The sequence below is a fragment of the Photobacterium sp. Ph5 genome (assembly GCF_022129445.1).
Lineage (GTDB): Bacteria > Pseudomonadota > Gammaproteobacteria > Enterobacterales > Vibrionaceae > Photobacterium.
In genome coordinates this window covers 123,514-140,063 of the sequence record NZ_JADQAQ010000001.1, presented here as the reverse complement: position 1 = coordinate 140,063, position 16,550 = coordinate 123,514, and the positions used below count along the sequence as shown (strand labels likewise).

General features: G+C 40.8%; 15 protein-coding genes. 13 read left to right on the top strand and 2 right to left on the bottom strand.

From position 1 onward, the window contains the following. Positions 1 to 3: 3 nt before the first annotated feature. The 7 genes from I3259_RS00730 (at position 4) to nqrM (ending at position 5,920) form a co-directional block, all read left to right on the top strand. A complete protein-coding gene (locus I3259_RS00730) occupies positions 4 to 1,248 on the top strand; it encodes an NADH:ubiquinone reductase (Na(+)-transporting) subunit B (RefSeq protein ID WP_045082802.1) in 1,245 nt (414 codons plus the stop codon). Beyond that, complete coding sequence (locus I3259_RS00725; RefSeq protein WP_238027856.1) at positions 1,238 to 2,029, top strand: Na(+)-translocating NADH-quinone reductase subunit C; 792 nt, start codon at positions 1,238 to 1,240, stop codon at positions 2,027 to 2,029. Before I3259_RS00730 ends, I3259_RS00725 begins: the two co-directional genes overlap by 11 nt. Continuing rightward, positions 2,022 to 2,654, top strand: a complete 633-nt coding sequence (locus I3259_RS00720; RefSeq protein ID WP_105060762.1) for an NADH:ubiquinone reductase (Na(+)-transporting) subunit D — start codon at positions 2,022 to 2,024, stop codon at positions 2,652 to 2,654. Before I3259_RS00725 ends, I3259_RS00720 begins: the two co-directional genes overlap by 8 nt. Before the next feature lie 7 nt (positions 2,655 to 2,661). Beyond that, positions 2,662 to 3,258 (top strand): NADH:ubiquinone reductase (Na(+)-transporting) subunit E, encoded by a 597-nt coding sequence (nqrE, locus tag I3259_RS00715; protein ID WP_005370126.1) that lies wholly within the window; start codon positions 2,662 to 2,664, stop codon positions 3,256 to 3,258. Positions 3,259 to 3,280: 22 nt separating this feature from the next. Then, the gene (gene nqrF, locus I3259_RS00710; protein WP_105060761.1) at positions 3,281 to 4,507 is read left to right on the top strand and encodes an NADH:ubiquinone reductase (Na(+)-transporting) subunit F; all 1,227 of its coding nucleotides are present in this window, start codon (positions 3,281 to 3,283) and stop codon (positions 4,505 to 4,507) included. A gap of 142 nt (positions 4,508 to 4,649) precedes the next feature. Then, positions 4,650 to 5,687, top strand: a complete 1,038-nt coding sequence (locus I3259_RS00705) for an FAD:protein FMN transferase (RefSeq protein WP_238027855.1) — start codon at positions 4,650 to 4,652, stop codon at positions 5,685 to 5,687. Between the two features lie 11 nt (positions 5,688 to 5,698). Next, positions 5,699 to 5,920 carry a (Na+)-NQR maturation NqrM gene (gene nqrM / locus I3259_RS00700; protein WP_045082798.1) on the top strand — a complete coding sequence of 74 codons (222 nt, stop codon included), beginning with the start codon at positions 5,699 to 5,701 and terminating at the stop codon, positions 5,918 to 5,920. A 59-nt stretch (positions 5,921 to 5,979) separates the two neighbouring features. Here nqrM and I3259_RS00695 read toward each other — a convergent pair whose 3' ends face one another. Then, a complete protein-coding gene (locus tag I3259_RS00695; protein ID WP_238027854.1) occupies positions 5,980 to 7,200 on the bottom strand; it encodes a response regulator in 1,221 nt (406 codons plus the stop codon). Positions 7,201 to 7,428: 228 nt separating this feature from the next. On the opposite strand from I3259_RS00695, the gene dinB reads away from it, so the two are divergent. Further along, a complete protein-coding gene (gene dinB, locus I3259_RS00690; RefSeq protein WP_346015658.1) occupies positions 7,429 to 8,517 on the top strand; it encodes a DNA polymerase IV in 1,089 nt (362 codons plus the stop codon). Positions 8,518 to 8,617: 100 nt separating this feature from the next. Here the strand turns inward: dinB and I3259_RS00685 are convergent, their stop codons facing one another. After that, entirely contained in the window at positions 8,618 to 10,078 is a 1,461-nt protein-coding gene (locus I3259_RS00685) for an aminoacyl-histidine dipeptidase (protein ID WP_238027853.1), read from the bottom strand. A 1,100-nt stretch (positions 10,079 to 11,178) separates the two neighbouring features. Between I3259_RS00685 and I3259_RS00680 the strand changes: the two genes are divergently transcribed. From I3259_RS00680 to proB, 5 genes are all read left to right on the top strand, one after another. Continuing rightward, on the top strand, positions 11,179 to 12,468 hold the full coding sequence (locus I3259_RS00680) for an NCS2 family permease (protein ID WP_238027852.1): 1,290 nt from the start codon (positions 11,179 to 11,181) through the stop codon (positions 12,466 to 12,468). A 69-nt stretch (positions 12,469 to 12,537) separates the two neighbouring features. Beyond that, positions 12,538 to 12,996: a xanthine phosphoribosyltransferase gene (gpt, locus tag I3259_RS00675; protein ID WP_238027851.1), complete on the top strand. Its 459-nt coding sequence runs from the start codon at positions 12,538 to 12,540 to the stop codon at positions 12,994 to 12,996. A gap of 164 nt (positions 12,997 to 13,160) precedes the next feature. Beyond that, entirely contained in the window at positions 13,161 to 14,420 is a 1,260-nt protein-coding gene (gene frsA, locus I3259_RS00670; RefSeq protein WP_238027850.1) for an esterase FrsA, read from the top strand. A 274-nt stretch (positions 14,421 to 14,694) separates the two neighbouring features. Further along, positions 14,695 to 15,099: a sigma factor-binding protein Crl gene (gene crl, locus I3259_RS00665; protein WP_238027849.1), complete on the top strand. Its 405-nt coding sequence runs from the start codon at positions 14,695 to 14,697 to the stop codon at positions 15,097 to 15,099. A gap of 255 nt (positions 15,100 to 15,354) precedes the next feature. Continuing rightward, a complete protein-coding gene (gene proB, locus I3259_RS00660) occupies positions 15,355 to 16,509 on the top strand; it encodes a glutamate 5-kinase (protein WP_105060753.1) in 1,155 nt (384 codons plus the stop codon). Positions 16,510 to 16,550 lie beyond the last annotated feature (41 nt).

Genomic DNA, 16,550 nt, shown 5'->3' with positions numbered 1-16,550 from the left:
TTCATGGGTCTCAAGAATTTCCTCGAAGATATTGAACATCACTTTGAACCAGGTGGTAAGCATGAACGTTGGTTTGCGCTATATGAAGCGTTTGCAACTATCATGTACACACCAGGTCAAGTAACGCGTACTTCTGCGCACGTTCGTGACAGCATCGACCTTAAGCGCCTGATGATCATGGTTTGGCTTGCGGTCTTTCCAGCAATGTTCTGGGGTATGTACAACGTGGGTGACCAAGCTATTGCTGGTCTTAACCACTTATACACAGCAGACAAGCTAACAGCAATTATTGCTGCAGATTGGCATTACTGGTTTACTCAAATGCTAGGCGGAACATTATCCGTTGACGCAGGTTGGGGCAGTAAGATGCTGCTTGGTGCAACCTATTTCCTACCTATCTACGCAGTAGTCTTTGCTGTAGGCGGTTTCTGGGAAGTGTTGTTCTGTATGGTGCGTAAGCATGAAGTTAACGAAGGTTTCTTTGTTACTTCTATTCTTTTCGCATTGATCGTTCCACCTACATTACCGCTTTGGCAAGCAGCACTAGGTATTACCTTTGGTGTTGTTGTCGCAAAAGAAATCTTTGGTGGTACCGGTCGTAACTTCCTTAACCCTGCACTTGCAGGTCGTGCGTTCCTATTCTTCGCATACCCAGCTCAGATCTCTGGTGATCTAGTTTGGACTGCGGCGGATGGTTTCTCTGGTGCGACTCCGCTAAGTCAGTGGGCTCAAGGTGGTGAAGCAGGTGTTGTTAACACTATCACTGGTCAAACAATTACTTGGATGGACGCGTTCATCGGTCACATCCCAGGTTCTATTGGTGAAGTATCAACATTAGCTATCCTGATCGGCGGTGCATTCATCGTTGTTATGGGTATTGCTTCATGGCGTATTATTGCCGGTACGATGATCGGTATGATTGCAGCAGCAACGCTATTTAATATCATTGGTTCTGATACGAACCCAATGTTCAGCATGCCTTGGCAGTGGCACCTAGTATTAGGTGGTTTTGCATTCGGTATGATGTTCATGGCAACTGATCCTGTTTCTGCAGCGTTTACCAACAAAGCAAAATGGTGGTATGGCGCATTGATCGGTGCAATGGCTGTGATGGTTCGTGTTGTTAACCCAGCGTACCCAGAAGGCATGATGCTAGCGATCCTATTCGCTAACTTATTTGCACCTCTATTTGACAACCTAGTTGTTCAAGGCAATATCAAACGGAGACTGGCTCGCCATGGCAAGTAATAAAGATAGCATGAAAAGAACGCTGCTTTTTGTTGTTGTATTGAGCCTAGTGTGTTCAATCATCGTATCAGTAGCAGCTGTTTCATTACGCCCTAAGCAAGAAGAAAATGCGGTACTTGATGTACAGCGTAATATTCTTTCTGTTGCAGGTTTGCTAACACCAACAACAAACGTTAAAGAAACATACGGTAAGTTCATCGAGCCTAAGCTTGTTAACATTAAAACCGGTACTTATGTTTCTGAAGTTGATGGTCAAACTGCGGCACAATACGACCAGCGTGCGGCTGCGAAAGATCCGACTGAATCTACTAAGCTTCCAGCGAACGAAGATTTAGCGAAGATCATTCGTCGTGCTAACGTTGCGACTGTATATCTTGTAAAAGATGCTGCAGGTCAAACAACCAAAGTGATCTTACCTATCCACGGTAACGGTCTATGGTCAATGATGTACGCATTTGTTGCTGTTGGTATGGACGGTAACACTGTTGACGGTATCACTTACTACGATCAAGCTGAAACTCCGGGACTGGGTGGTGAAGTTGAAAACCCAACTTGGCGTGACCAATTTGTTGGTAAGAAGTTGTACGACATGAACTTCAAGCCTGCAATTAAGATTGTTAAAGGTGGCGCGCCAGCGGGTAGCGAACACGGTGTTGATGGTCTTTCTGGTGCAACATTAACAAGTAATGGTGTACAGCACACCTTCGACTTCTGGTTTGGTGCTCAAGGCTTCGGTCCTTACCTTGCTAAGCTACGTGCAGGAGATCTGAATAATGGCTGATGCTAAAGAAATGAAAAAGATCCTATTTGGACCTTTTATTAGTAATAACCCAATCGCCCTTCAGATCCTTGGTGTATGTTCGGCGCTAGCGGTAACAACTAAGCTAGAAACAGCATTTGTTATGACAATCGCAGTAACAGTAGTAACTGCATTCTCTAACTTATTTGTTTCACTTGTACGTAATCAAATCCCGAACAGCGTGCGTATCATTGCTCAGATGGCAATTATCGCATCACTAGTAATCGTGGTAGATCAGGTATTAAAAGCGTACCTATACGATATCTCTAAGCAGCTATCTGTATTCGTTGGTCTTATCATTACTAACTGTATCGTAATGGGTCGTGCAGAAGCATACGCAATGAAATCAGCACCACTTCCATCTTTCTTAGATGGTATTGGTAACGGTTTAGGCTATGGTTTTGTTCTGATTACAGTTGCTTTCTTCCGTGAACTACTAGGTTCTGGCAAGCTATTCGGTATGCAAGTATTACCACTAACGTCTGATGGTGGTTGGTACCAGCCTAACGGTCTAATGCTGTTAGCTCCGTCTGCTTTCTTCCTAATTGGTTTCATGATCTGGGTGATTCGTACTTTCCGTCCAGAACAAGTAGAAGCGAAGGAGTAAGGGGAACATGGAACATTATCTTAGCCTATTAGTTCGTTCGATTTTTATCGAGAACATGGCATTATCTTTCTTCTTAGGTATGTGTACATTCCTTGCGGTATCTAAGAAAGTTAAGACCTCGTTTGGTCTTGGTGTTGCAGTAATCGTAGTACTTACGATTGCAGTACCTGTAAACAACCTTGTTTACACTTACTTATTGAAAGATGGTGCATTAGTTCAAGGTGTTGACCTTAGCTTCCTGAACTTTATTACTTTCATCGGTGTTATCGCAGCGTTAGTACAGATCCTAGAAATGATTCTAGATCGCTTCTTCCCGCCGCTATATAACGCACTAGGTATTTTCCTTCCGTTGATCACAGTGAACTGTGCAATCTTCGGTGGTGTATCGTTCATGGTACAGCGTGACTACAACTTTGTTGAATCAATCGTATACGGCTTCGGCTCTGGTACAGGTTGGATGTTAGCGATCGTTGCACTTGCGGGTATCCGTGAAAAGATGAAATATTCAGATGTACCGGCAGGTCTTCGTGGTTTAGGTATTACCTTTATCACAGTAGGTTTGATGGCGTTAGGCTTCATGTCTTTCTCTGGCGTACAGCTGTAATCAGGATAAGTAAGGAATATCAATGGATATTATTCTTCTTGGCGTAGTCATGTTCACCTTGATTATCCTGGCTCTAGTTTTAGTAATTCTATTTGCTAAATCTAAGCTAGTACCAACAGGTGACATCACTATTTCAGTAAACGGCGATCCAGAGAAAGCGATCACCACAGGTGCAGGTGGCAAGCTACTAAGTGCTCTAGCGGGTAACGGTATCTTCGTATCATCAGCATGTGGTGGCGGTGGCTCTTGTGGTCAGTGTCGTGTAAAAGTTAAATCTGGCGGCGGTGATATTCTGCCAACAGAATTAGATCACATCACCAAAGGTGAAGCACGTGAAGGCGAGCGTCTTGCGTGTCAGGTTAACGTTAAGTCTGATATGGACATCGAATTACCTGAAGAAATTTTTGGTGTGAAGAAGTGGGAATGTTCTGTTATCTCTAACGATAACAAAGCGACCTTCATCAAAGAGCTTAAGCTTCAGATCCCTGATGGCGAATCAGTACCTTTCCGTGCTGGTGGTTACATCCAGATTGAAGCACCTGCTCACCACATTAAGTACTCTGACTTTGATGTTCCAGAAGAGTACCGTGAAGACTGGGATAAGTTTAACCTATTCCGTTACGAGTCTAAGGTTGATGAAGATATCATCCGTGCTTACTCAATGGCGAACTACCCTGAAGAGTTCGGTATTATTATGCTAAACGTGCGTATTGCTACGCCGCCGCCTAATAATCCAGATGTTGCTCCAGGTCAGATGTCATCATTCATTTGGTCACTTAAAGAAGGTGACAAGTGTACGATTTCAGGTCCATTTGGCGAGTTCTTCGCAAAAGATACAGACAATGAGATGGTTTTTGTGGGCGGTGGTGCTGGTATGGCGCCAATGCGTTCTCACATCTTTGACCAACTTAAGCGTCTGCACTCTAAGCGTAAGATGTCTTACTGGTACGGTGCGCGTTCTAAGCGTGAAATGTTCTACGTTGAAGATTTCGATATGCTTGCTGCTGAAAACGATAACTTCGTATGGCACTGTGCACTGTCTGATCCACAACCAGAAGATAACTGGGATGGTTACACTGGCTTCATTCATAACGTGCTTTATGAAAACTACTTACGTGATCACGAAGCACCTGAAGACTGTGAATACTACATGTGTGGTCCACCAATGATGAACGCCGCTGTTATCAGCATGCTTAAAGATCTTGGTGTAGAAGATGAAAACATCCTACTTGATGATTTCGGTGGCTAATCAATAGCTCTTCTATCACAATTAAATTGGCTGACCAGTTAATGGTCAGCCTTTTTTCTTATTAATCTTTAATAAACCTGTTTTTTATTGTGGTTATTTATCAATGGTGACTAAGTGATCAGACTAAAAAACAACATGAACGATGGAGTATGAAGTGAAGCGTTTCCTGCTGTGTAGTACGTTGGTGTTATCAACGTTAATGCTGCTGACGGGCTGTGGTGATAGTCGTCAACAGATTGATATTAATGGGCAAACAATGGGGACTTACTATTCAGTTAAACTCATTAAGCAAGAAGGATTACCAAGCGCTGAAGTTATCCAAAAAGAAATTGATAAGCGTTTAGAGCTTGTGAATGATCAAATGTCGACTTATCGCCCTGACTCTGAATTAAGCCTATTTAACCAACAACAATCTACACAACCTTTTGAGGTTTCTGCGGCCACAGCAAAAGTGATCAGTGAAGCGCTACGAATTTCTAAGCTAAGCAATGGGGCTTATGATGTTACGGTTGGCCCATTAGTAAACTTGTGGAGTTTTGGTCCTGAAGCGCGCCCAGAATCTACCCCTACAGATAAAGAGATTACGACTCGAAAAGCCGAGATCGGTTATCAACATCTCAGCGTTATTGATGATAATAAGTTAGTGAAAGATCTGCCTGATCTGTATGTGGATCTTTCATCTATCGCAAAAGGCTATGGCGTTGATGTCGTTGCGGATTATTTAAAAGATGATCTGCATGTTAAAGATTTCATGGTCGATGTTGGGGGGGAAGTTCGCCTACAAGGTAAGAACCGTTCTGATGTACCATGGCGTATTGCGATTGAAAAACCTGTTGCAAGTGAGCGTGCGGTACAAGATATTATTCAAGCTGGCGATATGGCAATAGCAACATCGGGCGATTATCGTAATTACTTTGAAGAAAATGGGGTGCGTTATTCTCATTTAATTAATCCTCAAACCGGTAAACCAATTGCTAACCATGTTGTGTCGGTTACGGTTATTGCGCCGTCTTGCATGACGGCAGATGCATATGCGACCACTTTTTCTGTTATGGGAGAGGAAGAGTCAATTGCATTAGCCAATAAAGAAAAGTTACCTGTAATGTTGATTGTAAAAACCCAAGATGGCTTCGTTGAATATAAGTCAGATACGTTTGAGCAATACGTTGTTAAAAAATAAATGAGGTAGTCATGGTTATTTACTTAGTCACATTTTCTGTTTTCTTATTAGTGATTGTCGCAATGGCAGTTGGCTACATCTTCCAACGTAAAACCGTGAGTGGCAGTTGTGGTGGTTTAGACGGTATTGGTATTGCAAAAGAATGTGATTGCCCTGAGCCGTGTGATGCACGTAAAAAGCGTGAAGCCCGTGCCGCTCGTCAAGCTGAATGGAAAAAGAATCAAATTATCTAACGGTATTTTGATTAATGAAGAAAGAAAAGCCTGAGTTATCTCAGGCTTTTTTGTACTGTTTAATTACTAATTAATTGATTTCTACCGTTTTTCTTGGCGGTGTAAAGATTATCGTCAGCTTGTTTAATTAGGCTATCCAGTGTTTTTAAATTTGTTGCAGCACCAATACTAATAGTGATTTTTATCTGCTGATCAAGGTAGGGAATAGTAATTGATTCAATACGTTGTCGAACAAGTTCTAAGGTTGATAAAAAGCTGTGGAAGTGACCACAATGCTGAATACAGAACTCCTCTCCGCCAAATCGGGCAACAATCGATTCTGGAAAGTGAGCATCAATGATTTTACTGATGCTAATGAGCACAGCATCGCCACCATCATGACCATACGTATCGTTTACTTTTTTAAAAAAGTCGATATCAATCATCGCGATATTTAGTTGCTCATCTTCAGTTTGACAACAGCTATGAGTGAAGAAGTAACGACGATTCCAAAGCCCTGTTAATGCATCTTGGTTGGCCATACGATACAGTTTATCTGAGGTATCTTTCATATTTAGAATATGATGAATACGGCAGTTAAACTCTTCTTGGTTAAAGGGTTTATAGAGAAAATCGTTGGCACCGGCTTTTAGAAACTGTGCCGTCATCGTGCTGTCATTACTGCCAGATAAACCCAATACTGCCATTTTATTTCGACTGTGCTCACGTCTAATTTCACGGGTCATGGTAATGCCGTCTTTCTCTGGCATATCGTTATCGGTAATAACTAAGCTTATATCTGGGTTATCGTCAATGATTTGTAGCGCTTCATTACCGTCAGAGGCTTCATATACAGTGAGATTCTGTTTTTCTAATAAATGACTCACATGATTTCGTACCATATCAGAGTCATCAACAACGAGTGCTTTATGTTCTAAATTGGATTCTAAGCGAAGTAATAGTGGTACAAGATAGGCAACAGAAGCGGCACTATCTTTGAGCAAATAATCTAATACTCCTTTTGCTAAGACTTTTTCACGGATTGTGTCATTAAATTGGGCGGTTAAAACAATCGATTTGATTTTGTGGCTTAATACTAAATCGATGATTTCACCATCTTGACCATCCGGAAGGCAATAATCGAGTACTGCACAAAGATAACGTTGTGGTTCAGCTAATAACTTTTTAGCTTGTGATAAGTTTTCGGCAAAAATAGCCTTGAAGCCAGCCTGTTTCAGTTGGTCATCAAGATAGTGACGAAATGCGCGGCTATCTTCGACAACAAGTACCTGATGTTGCAAAGTCAACTCCTTTTAGCAATACGCATAATACATTTGGTTGTATATTGATATATATAACATTAGATGTAATGGGTTGATTATCAAATATTTAGTTTGGTTGCATTTTTGTGATCTTGTTGGTGAAATATCAAACTTAATTTGTGTTTCTTATTAGATGAAAATTTTTAATTTTCCAACTATCGTAATTCATCGTTATAATAGCTGTATGTATAAACAGTGAGTGTGGGCGTGAATGTGGCAGAAGTAGCAGAGCAAAAAGCTGTACAGCGAAAGATCATCCACGTCGATATGGATTGCTTCTATGCTGCCGTCGAGATGAGAGACGATCCAGCTTTGCGCGATGTCCCTATAGCGATCAGTGGTCGCTCTGCCCGTGGGGTGGTGAGTACTTGTAATTACCTTGCGCGTAAATATGGTATTCATTCAGCCATGCCAACTGCTCATGCTTTAAAATTATGTCCACATTTAACCTTAGTACCGGGACGAATGCAGGTATATCGTCAGGTTTCCCAGCAAATACGCGCTATCTTTGAACGCTATACCGATAAAATTGAACCGTTATCATTAGATGAAGCGTATTTAGATGTCTCAGATTGCGAAATCTTTTATGGTTCAGCCACGCTGATTGCTCAAGATATTCGTCGTGCAATTGAAAGTGAATTACAGCTCACCGCTTCTGCGGGTGTGGCTCCGGTGAAGTTTATTGCCAAAGTTGCTTCAGATCTGAATAAGCCTAATGGCCAATATGTGGTAACACCTGAAGATGTAGATAGCTTTGTTGCGGAACTAAAACTAGAAAAAATACCTGGGGTAGGAAAGGTAACTATCCAAAAACTTCATGAGAAAGGCCTGTATGTAGGTCGTGATGTACAAAATTATGATCGCCATTTATTGCTACAGCAATTTGGTAAATTTGGACAATCATTATGGTCTCGAGCACATGGTATTGATGAGAGAGAAGTGATTGTTGAACGACAACGAAAATCAGTCGGTGTTGAACGTACCTTTAGTCAAAATATTTCCAGCTTTGAGCAATGTTGGCAAGTGGTAGAGCAGTTATATCCTGAGCTAGAGCAGCGATTACGTAAAGTTCGTCCTGAGCTTGATATTGCAAAGCAAGGGGTGAAGTTAAAATTTGCAGATTTTCAACAAACCACGGTTGAGCATATTTACCCTAAATTAGATAAAACGCAGTTTGTGGATCTATTAAAAGAAGCGATGACCCGACAAAATGATCGTGAGATACGTTTAATAGGCTTAAGTGTTGGGTTAGAGGTCGGTTTAAAAGCGCAACAGCTTTCTTTTGGTTTTGATTAAATAAACACAGAACCTATTCTGTTAACGATTTCATTGCAGTGCATATAAAAACGGGCTTAACGTGAAATTACGTTAAGCCCATTTTTGTTATTCCGTCAGTTTATTTTTTAACAGGAATATTTTTAAGTACTGCAATCATTTGATCCCAGAACATTTGAACCGTATCAATTTTCACTTTCTCATCAGGTGAGTGTGGGAACTTGATGGTAGGACCAAATGATAACATGTCCATCTTAGGGTACGGTTCTTTAAATAAGCCGCACTCAAGACCTGCGTGGATCACCATGATGTTGGGTTTGTTACCGTACATCTCTTGGTACATGTCACGGAATACGTGCATGATTTCAGAATCGGCGTTTGGCTTCCAACCTGGGTATGTACCTGAAAACTCACATTGTGCGCCTGCTAATGTTGCTAATGATTGCAACATGCTTTCTACATAGCTACGACCAGAGTCAGTTAAAGAACGGACTAAGCAAAGTACGATAACTTTATCGTTTTCTGTCGTGATAACACCCATATTTAGAGATGTTTCAACAACGCCCTCAATGTCATCGCTCATACGGATAACACCGTTAGGGCAGACGTTTAATACATTGATTAGACGTGTTTGATCTGCCATTACCATCACATCTGTTGGTAATTCAGCTGATTCAGTAAATAGGTTGATATCTGTTTCAACATGACCAAGCTCAGCATTTAGTAGTGTTTGGTAATGGGCGAACAATGTATTTAATTGATCAACATTTTCCGCTGGCAGAGTAACAATCGCAGACGCTTCACGAGGAATTGCGTTACGTAGGCTACCGCCTGTGAAGTTGTTAATACGTAAGCCTAGCTCGTCTGCATGACCGACTAAAAAGCGAGTCATTAATTTGTTTGCGTTACCACGACCTGTATGAATATCACAACCAGAGTGACCGCCTTTTAAGCCCTTTAGTACCAGTTTAATTGCTTGGTGAGTAGCTGGTACTGCTTCACGTTTAATATCAAGTGTGATTGCGCCATCTACACCGCCAGCACAACCCATGTAGACTTCGCCTTCTTGCTCTGAGTCAGTGTTTAGTAGGATGTCGCCTTCTAACCAACCTTCCTTAAGACCAAAAGCACCTGTCATGCCCGCTTCTTCATCAATAGTAAGTAGTACTTCTAATGGGCCATGTTCGATATCTTTAGCAGCTAGTACCGCAAGACAGCTTGCCATACCCATACCGTTATCAGCACCTAACGTTGTACCTTTTGCTGTTACCCATTCACCGTCAATGAAAGGTTGGATAGGATCTGTTGTGAAGTCGTGAACGGTTTCTTCATTTTTCTGTGGAACCATATCGATGTGTGCTTGAAGTACTACACCTTTACGGTTTTCCATGCCTGCTGTTGCTGGCTTTTTAATAATAACGTTACCTGTTTCATCACGGCGAACGTCTAATCCTTCTTTTTTAGCAAATTCAACAATGAATTGTGCTAATTGCTCTTCATATTTTGAAGGGTGAGGAATGGAACAAATTTGATCGAAAAATTGCCATACAGCTTGAGGAGATAGTTGACTGATTTCAGACACGGAAGCCTACCTTTATATAATATTGGTCCAGTGGCACTTGTCAGGCTATTAGCCGCCAAATGACATATATAAGTAGCGATTTACACTATCGCATTTTTTTTAGCATATCATTCAGACTTCGGTGGAGGTAGAGAAAAAAGTAAAATCTTAAACCACGAATACGATAATGAATAAGTATTAACTATGCTTGGAGTTAATATGTTAAACGATTTAGTTTGTCATTATTTCTGATATTCATTTGTTTTATTATGAACATTAAAAAATGATTTACCGTTCAAATACTGAAAAAAAATTACACTAAGGGTTATTTAACAATGTTTTTTTGTAAAAAGTGTGACGAAGTTAAAAAAACTCTTGAAAGTTAATTACGAAATGGTTATGATTTCAACAATCTCATAAAGGTTATGAGAAAACACTGTACACGTTCAGGATGAACCCGAGATATCGCCTCCATGGAACCGAGATAAGTGCGACCACGATGGTCTTTACCCTCCAAGGATTAAATACATAATAGTTATGTAGTTAATTTGGATTACTTATTTATAAGGTGATTTAAAATGAAAATTTTTGATTCAATTACACATTTTTGGAATAACCGATCTGTATACACAGGTAATTTTACTTATCCTAATTACTTCGGTTACTAAGATTTTTGTTATCTAGTCGTTGACTAGTTAACTGAACAGTTTGTTCACCCCCTAACTTGAGAATACTAAATAATCGTGATCGATTATTTGCCACATTCGCCGCCGCTTCGTTTTGAAGCGGCGTTTTTTTTACCTTTAAATCGTCATAACAAGTTAGTCACACAGCCGATGTGATCCTTAGAAACGTTTTATTGCTGTAGATCTCATAAATATAAAATAGATGAAATATATTAATTTGGCATATTTTAGCTAATGCATTGATTTTATATTGCTAATTATCTGTTCTTAAAAGTCAAAAAAACAAAATTAAATTTATTAGTCTTAGTTTTGTGCATTTACTCGATATTTTCTGGAAATTGATAGATCTGATGTTTATAATCGCGCTCGAATTGAGAACGCAAACGTTTTCTTTTTGCTAATACTAACGTGTCAATCTCCAAGGAACTGAGAAACATGCTTGAGAAGTTATTTAAACTAAAGGAACACGGCACGAATGTGCGAACGGAGTTGCTTGCTGGCTTAACAACATTCCTTACCATGGCTTACATCATTTTTGTAAACCCCACTATGCTAGCCAATACGGGAATGGATAAAGGTGCAGTATTTGTTGCGACCTGTTTAGCTGCGATGATCGGTTGTTTTGTGATGGGATTTTTTGCTAACTATCCTGTAGCACAAGCACCTGGCATGGGCTTAAATGCCTTCTTTACTTATACCGTAGTGCTAGGCATGGGGTATACATGGCAAGTCGCGTTAGCCGCTGTTTTCTTATCAGGCTTGTGTTTTATTGCGTTAAGTTTATTAAAAGTACGGGAATGGATCATAAACTCCATACCGTTAGCGCTGCGAACCGGTATCTCTGCGGGTATAGGTTTATTTCTTGCTTTCATCGCATTACAGAGTTCAGGCATTGTCGTAGATAATCCTGCAACGTTAGTACAAGTAGGCGATCTAACCAGTTTTCCTGTTGTGATGGCGGCACTCGGCTTCTTTCTAACAATAGCACTTGTTCACCGTGGCTTTAAAGCTGCAGTATTGATTGCAATCTTAATTGTTACAGGCTTGAGTATTGCATTTGGTGAAGTGACTTATGGCGGCATTATGTCAATGCCACCAAGCATTGCGCCAACCTTTATGCAATTAGATTTTGCGGGTGCAATGGAAGTTGGCCTGATTTCAATTGTGTTTGCTTTCTTGTTTGTCGATTTATTTGATACCGCAGGGACGCTTGTCGGTGTTGCTACAAAAGCAAACTTAATCGGTGAAGATGGTAAGTTGCCACGCTTAAATCGTGCGTTACTTGCCGATAGTACTGCAACCTCTGTTGGTGCCTTATTGGGTACATCGAATACTACTTCTTTTGTCGAGAGTGTGTCCGGTGTCGCAGTCGGAGGTCGTACAGGTCTTACTGCGGTAACGGTTGGTGTATTATTCTTACTTGCTCTATTTTTTGCTCCATTAGCAGGCATGGTACCTGCCTACGCAACGGCTGGCGCATTATTCTACGTCGCGATTTTGATGATGTCGGGGTTAGTGGCAATTGATTGGCGTGATCTAACAGAAGCTGCACCTGTTGTTGTGGTTTGTTTGTTGATGCCTTTAACTTATTCTATCGCTGAAGGTATCGGCCTTGGTTTTATCACTTATGCTGCGGTTAAAGCTATGAGTGGTAAGGGACGTGATGTAAATATCAGTGTTTGGGTTATTTCAGCATTGTTCCTTGCGAAAATAATTTTTCTTTAAGTTTTAGATTTCATAAAGCTTTATTTATTTATGGCGATTTAACATCGTTGATCCAGAGGTTCTTTATCTATGAGTAATAAATTCATCATCACTTGGGATAACATGCAAACTTACACTCGTCAGCTAGCTGAAAAGTTACTACCTGCTGAGCAGTGGACAGGTATTATTGCTGTTAGCCGTGGCGGTCTTGTTCCTGCTGCTATTTTGGCGCGTGAACTGGGTATCCGTCATGTAGATACCGTATGTATCTCAAGCTACGATCATGATCACCAGCGTGATATGCGTGTGATCAAGAAAGCAGAAGGTGATGGTGAAGGCTTTATTATTGTTGATGATTTAGTCGACACTGGCGGTACAGCTGAAAAAATTCGTGAAATGTACCCACGTGGTAAATTTGTAACAGTATGTGCAAAGCCTGCTGGTCAACATTTGGTTGATGATTATGTTGTTGATATTCCACAAGATACGTGGATTGAACAACCATGGGACATGGCGGTTACTTTTGTCGATCCAATTGCTAAAAAATAAGTCGCTTAATCTCTCACAGTATAGAGTCGTGCTACTCGCTACTGTAAACTAAGATTGTTTTTAAAGACGCCATAAAGGCGTCTTTTTTTTGCGTTAAATCGACATATTCAACCCTTTTTGGGTATATCATCTTAACAATTATCACGCCTACGTTGGAGAGTGCTGTGTCAGAGCCATCCCCTGAGAATTTATCAGAAAAGCTATTTGCCCCGAGACCGACGTCAAAAGAAACCTCGAATTTAGTGAAAATTGCCCATGTGCGAAGTGGAAAAGTGAATAATGCACTTGATGGCGAAAGTGAAACTGGTTGGTACCGCGTTTTACGCCGTCCACAATGGATTTGGCAGGGCGTCGATCCGATAGAGCTTGAAGCGGTACTTGCTCGTATCGCGAGTGCGAAAGCTCCACGTACGAGTGAACATTTACTTGATACGGTGATTGGCTATAAGCCTGGTAACTGGACATACGAATGGTCGCAGTTGGGCGCAAACTATCAAAAGCAAGCACGTCTTCTATTAAATGATGGTGAGAAACTTAAAGCTTCTGAGTTGTTATTAAAAGCCAGCACGCATTACAGTATTGCCGCGTATCCATATATCAAAGGCGATCAATTGGCTGATCAAGCAGAGTTGCAAGCTAATCAAAGTTATCGTGAAGCGATAGAATTACGTCCACATGATATGCGAACAATTAATGTGAAGTATGAAGGTAAAACCTTTGAGGCTTTTATTCATTTACCGCGTACCGATAAACTGTTACCGACAGTGATAGTCAGTGGTGGGTTAGATACATTGCAGTGTGATTTGTGGCGCTTATATGAAGATTATTTAGGGCCGGCAGGTTATGCGATGGTCACACTGGATATGCCATCTGTCGGTCATTGTGATCGTTGGAATTTAACAGAAGATACCAGCCGACTTCATCAAGCGCTATTGCAGCAGATACGTGATGTACCTTGGGTCGATCACCATAAAGTTGCAATGCTAGGATTACGAATGGGCGGTAATGCAGCCATTCGTTTAGGTTTTATGGAGCCAACACGTTTAAAGACTTGTATTAGCTTGGGTGGCGCAATTCATAGTGTGTTGACTCAACCTAAGCTGATTGAGCAGATCCCTCGGATGTATCTTGATGTTTTAGCTTCTCGAATGGGAAAAAATGGTCAATCAGAAACCAGCATCATTTCTCATCTTCCGGCATGGTCGTTAAAGCACCAAGGGATTTTAGGTCGCCGTCGTATTGATATGCCAATGCTGGGGATAAGTCTAAAAAATGATCCGGTATGCCCAGAAAGTGATAATCAGTTAATTGCGTTATCCAGTTATGGTGGCAAAGCGATAACGTTACCAGAAAAGCCGATTCATGATGGCTATCACCGCTCATTAACGACAGTGGTCGAATGGCTAAATGATCAGTTAGGGTAATCAAGTCGACAACTATTTGGCTGTATTAACTAAATACAGCCAAAACCTTGACAGCGTATAGTAACGATATCGCTTCTTGTTTTATACCGCTATGATATTGTTAACAAAATATCATCATCGTCATTGGCATTTTATCTATGTTCAACCATAATATATAAATACTGATAACTATCTTGTTGCACATAAACAACATGATTAAAAAAACGTTATTAGAAGTATATGATTTTGAGTATTAGCATACTCATAACTGCAGTTGACTATGGATGGATTTGCAATGACTTCGACAACTCTTTTTCCGCCTCATGGGCGTTTAATGACAAAATTAACTGCGCTTGGTCCTTACTTACGTGAGAAGAAATCAAAAGAAGGTCTGTTCTTTTTTGATTGTTTAGCCAGTTGTGTTAATGCCGATAAAGAGCCTGAACAACGTGAGTTTTGGGGCTGGTGGTTAATCTTAACAGCTAGCGATAATGGTTATGAATACTGCTATGATTTTGGTCGTTTTGATTTAAATGGTGAGTGGAATAACGGAAAGTTACCAGCAAAGCATAAAGATGCGGTAATGAAAACGTTATCAGATTTCCATGGTAAGTTGACGCCATTTATTGTTGATGAATGCCAATTAACTTTGTCTTCATCTTCAGAACTTACGCAAATACCGCTTACTGAGTTGTCATAAATAATTCGTCCTGAATTTATAAAACCCATCCGAAGAAGTGATGGGTTTTTTTGTATCTTTTTTTTACATATTGTTGTCTGAGACAACTGAATTTAGCGGCTTAATGATAAATTTGTTTGATTTGTAAGCGTTTCAGCTTGTTAACTAAATATTTGCGTATTTATATTTATTTAGTCACTGTTTTTCTCTTGTGCTTTGTTAGCGGTATTGATAAAACAAAGTACTTTTTATTTCTTTATATTTTGTTTGATCCCTATGGCAGATACCAAAAATACTAATGCTCGAGAGCAAGACCTTGCAGCATCTGCTGCATCACAAACAATTGTTGTTAAGCTGGGCACCAGTGTTCTAACTGGCGGTACGCTGAAGTTAGATCGCGCCCACATGGTTGAGCTTGTCCGTCAGTGTGCGATGCTTCGTCGTCAAGGACATAAAATTATTATTGTCACATCTGGTGCAATTGCGGCAGGACGTGAGCATTTAGGTTACCCCGAACTGCCCAAAACAATGGCGAGTAAGCAATTACTGGCAGCGGTTGGGCAAGGTCGCTTAATTCAAGAATGGGAAACCTTATTTGGTATTTATGGGATTAATATCGGTCAAATGTTACTAACGCGTGCAGATTTAAATGATCGTGAACGTTATTTAAATGCGCGTGATATGTTAGTCGCTTTACTGGATAACGGCATTGTTCCTGTTGTGAATGAAAATGATGCGGTAGCAACAACCGAAATTAAAGTGGGTGATAACGATAACTTATCCGCGCTTGTTGGTATTTTAGGCGGTGCAGATAAATTATTATTGATGACCGATCAGCCAGGTTTATTCACTGCCGATCCACGTAATAACCCTGACGCAGAGCTTATCCGTGAAGTACATACTATTGATGAAACATTACGTAAATTAGCGGGTGGTACTGTTGGTGGTTTAGGTACTGGTGGTATGGCAACAAAACTACAGGCAGCCGATGTGGCTCGTCGAGCTGGTATCGAAGTAATTATTGCTGCCGGTCGTCGTCCTGATGTGATTATTGATTTAGCGGAAGGTAAATCTGTTGGTACGCGTTTCTTACCATTGGAATCACCATTAGAAAGCCGTAAGCGTTGGATTTTAGCAGGGCCTCCTCCTGCGGGTGACATTGTTATTGATGATGGTGCTGTCATTGCTGTGCAACAACGTGGGAGTAGTTTACTCGCAAAAGGGATCACCATGGTAAAAGGTGATTTTGAACGCGGTGAAGTTGTGCGTATCTTTGATAAACAAAATAACCTATTAGCACGTGGTATTTGCCGCTACTCGAGTGTAGATATGGCAAAGATTGCAGGAAAGCATAGCCAAGAAATTCACCTTGTTTTGGGTTACGAACATGGTCACGTGGCTATTCACCGTGATGATATGGTAGTTATTTAAAAACGACATGTATGTATAAATACAGATAAGTATTGGCATCA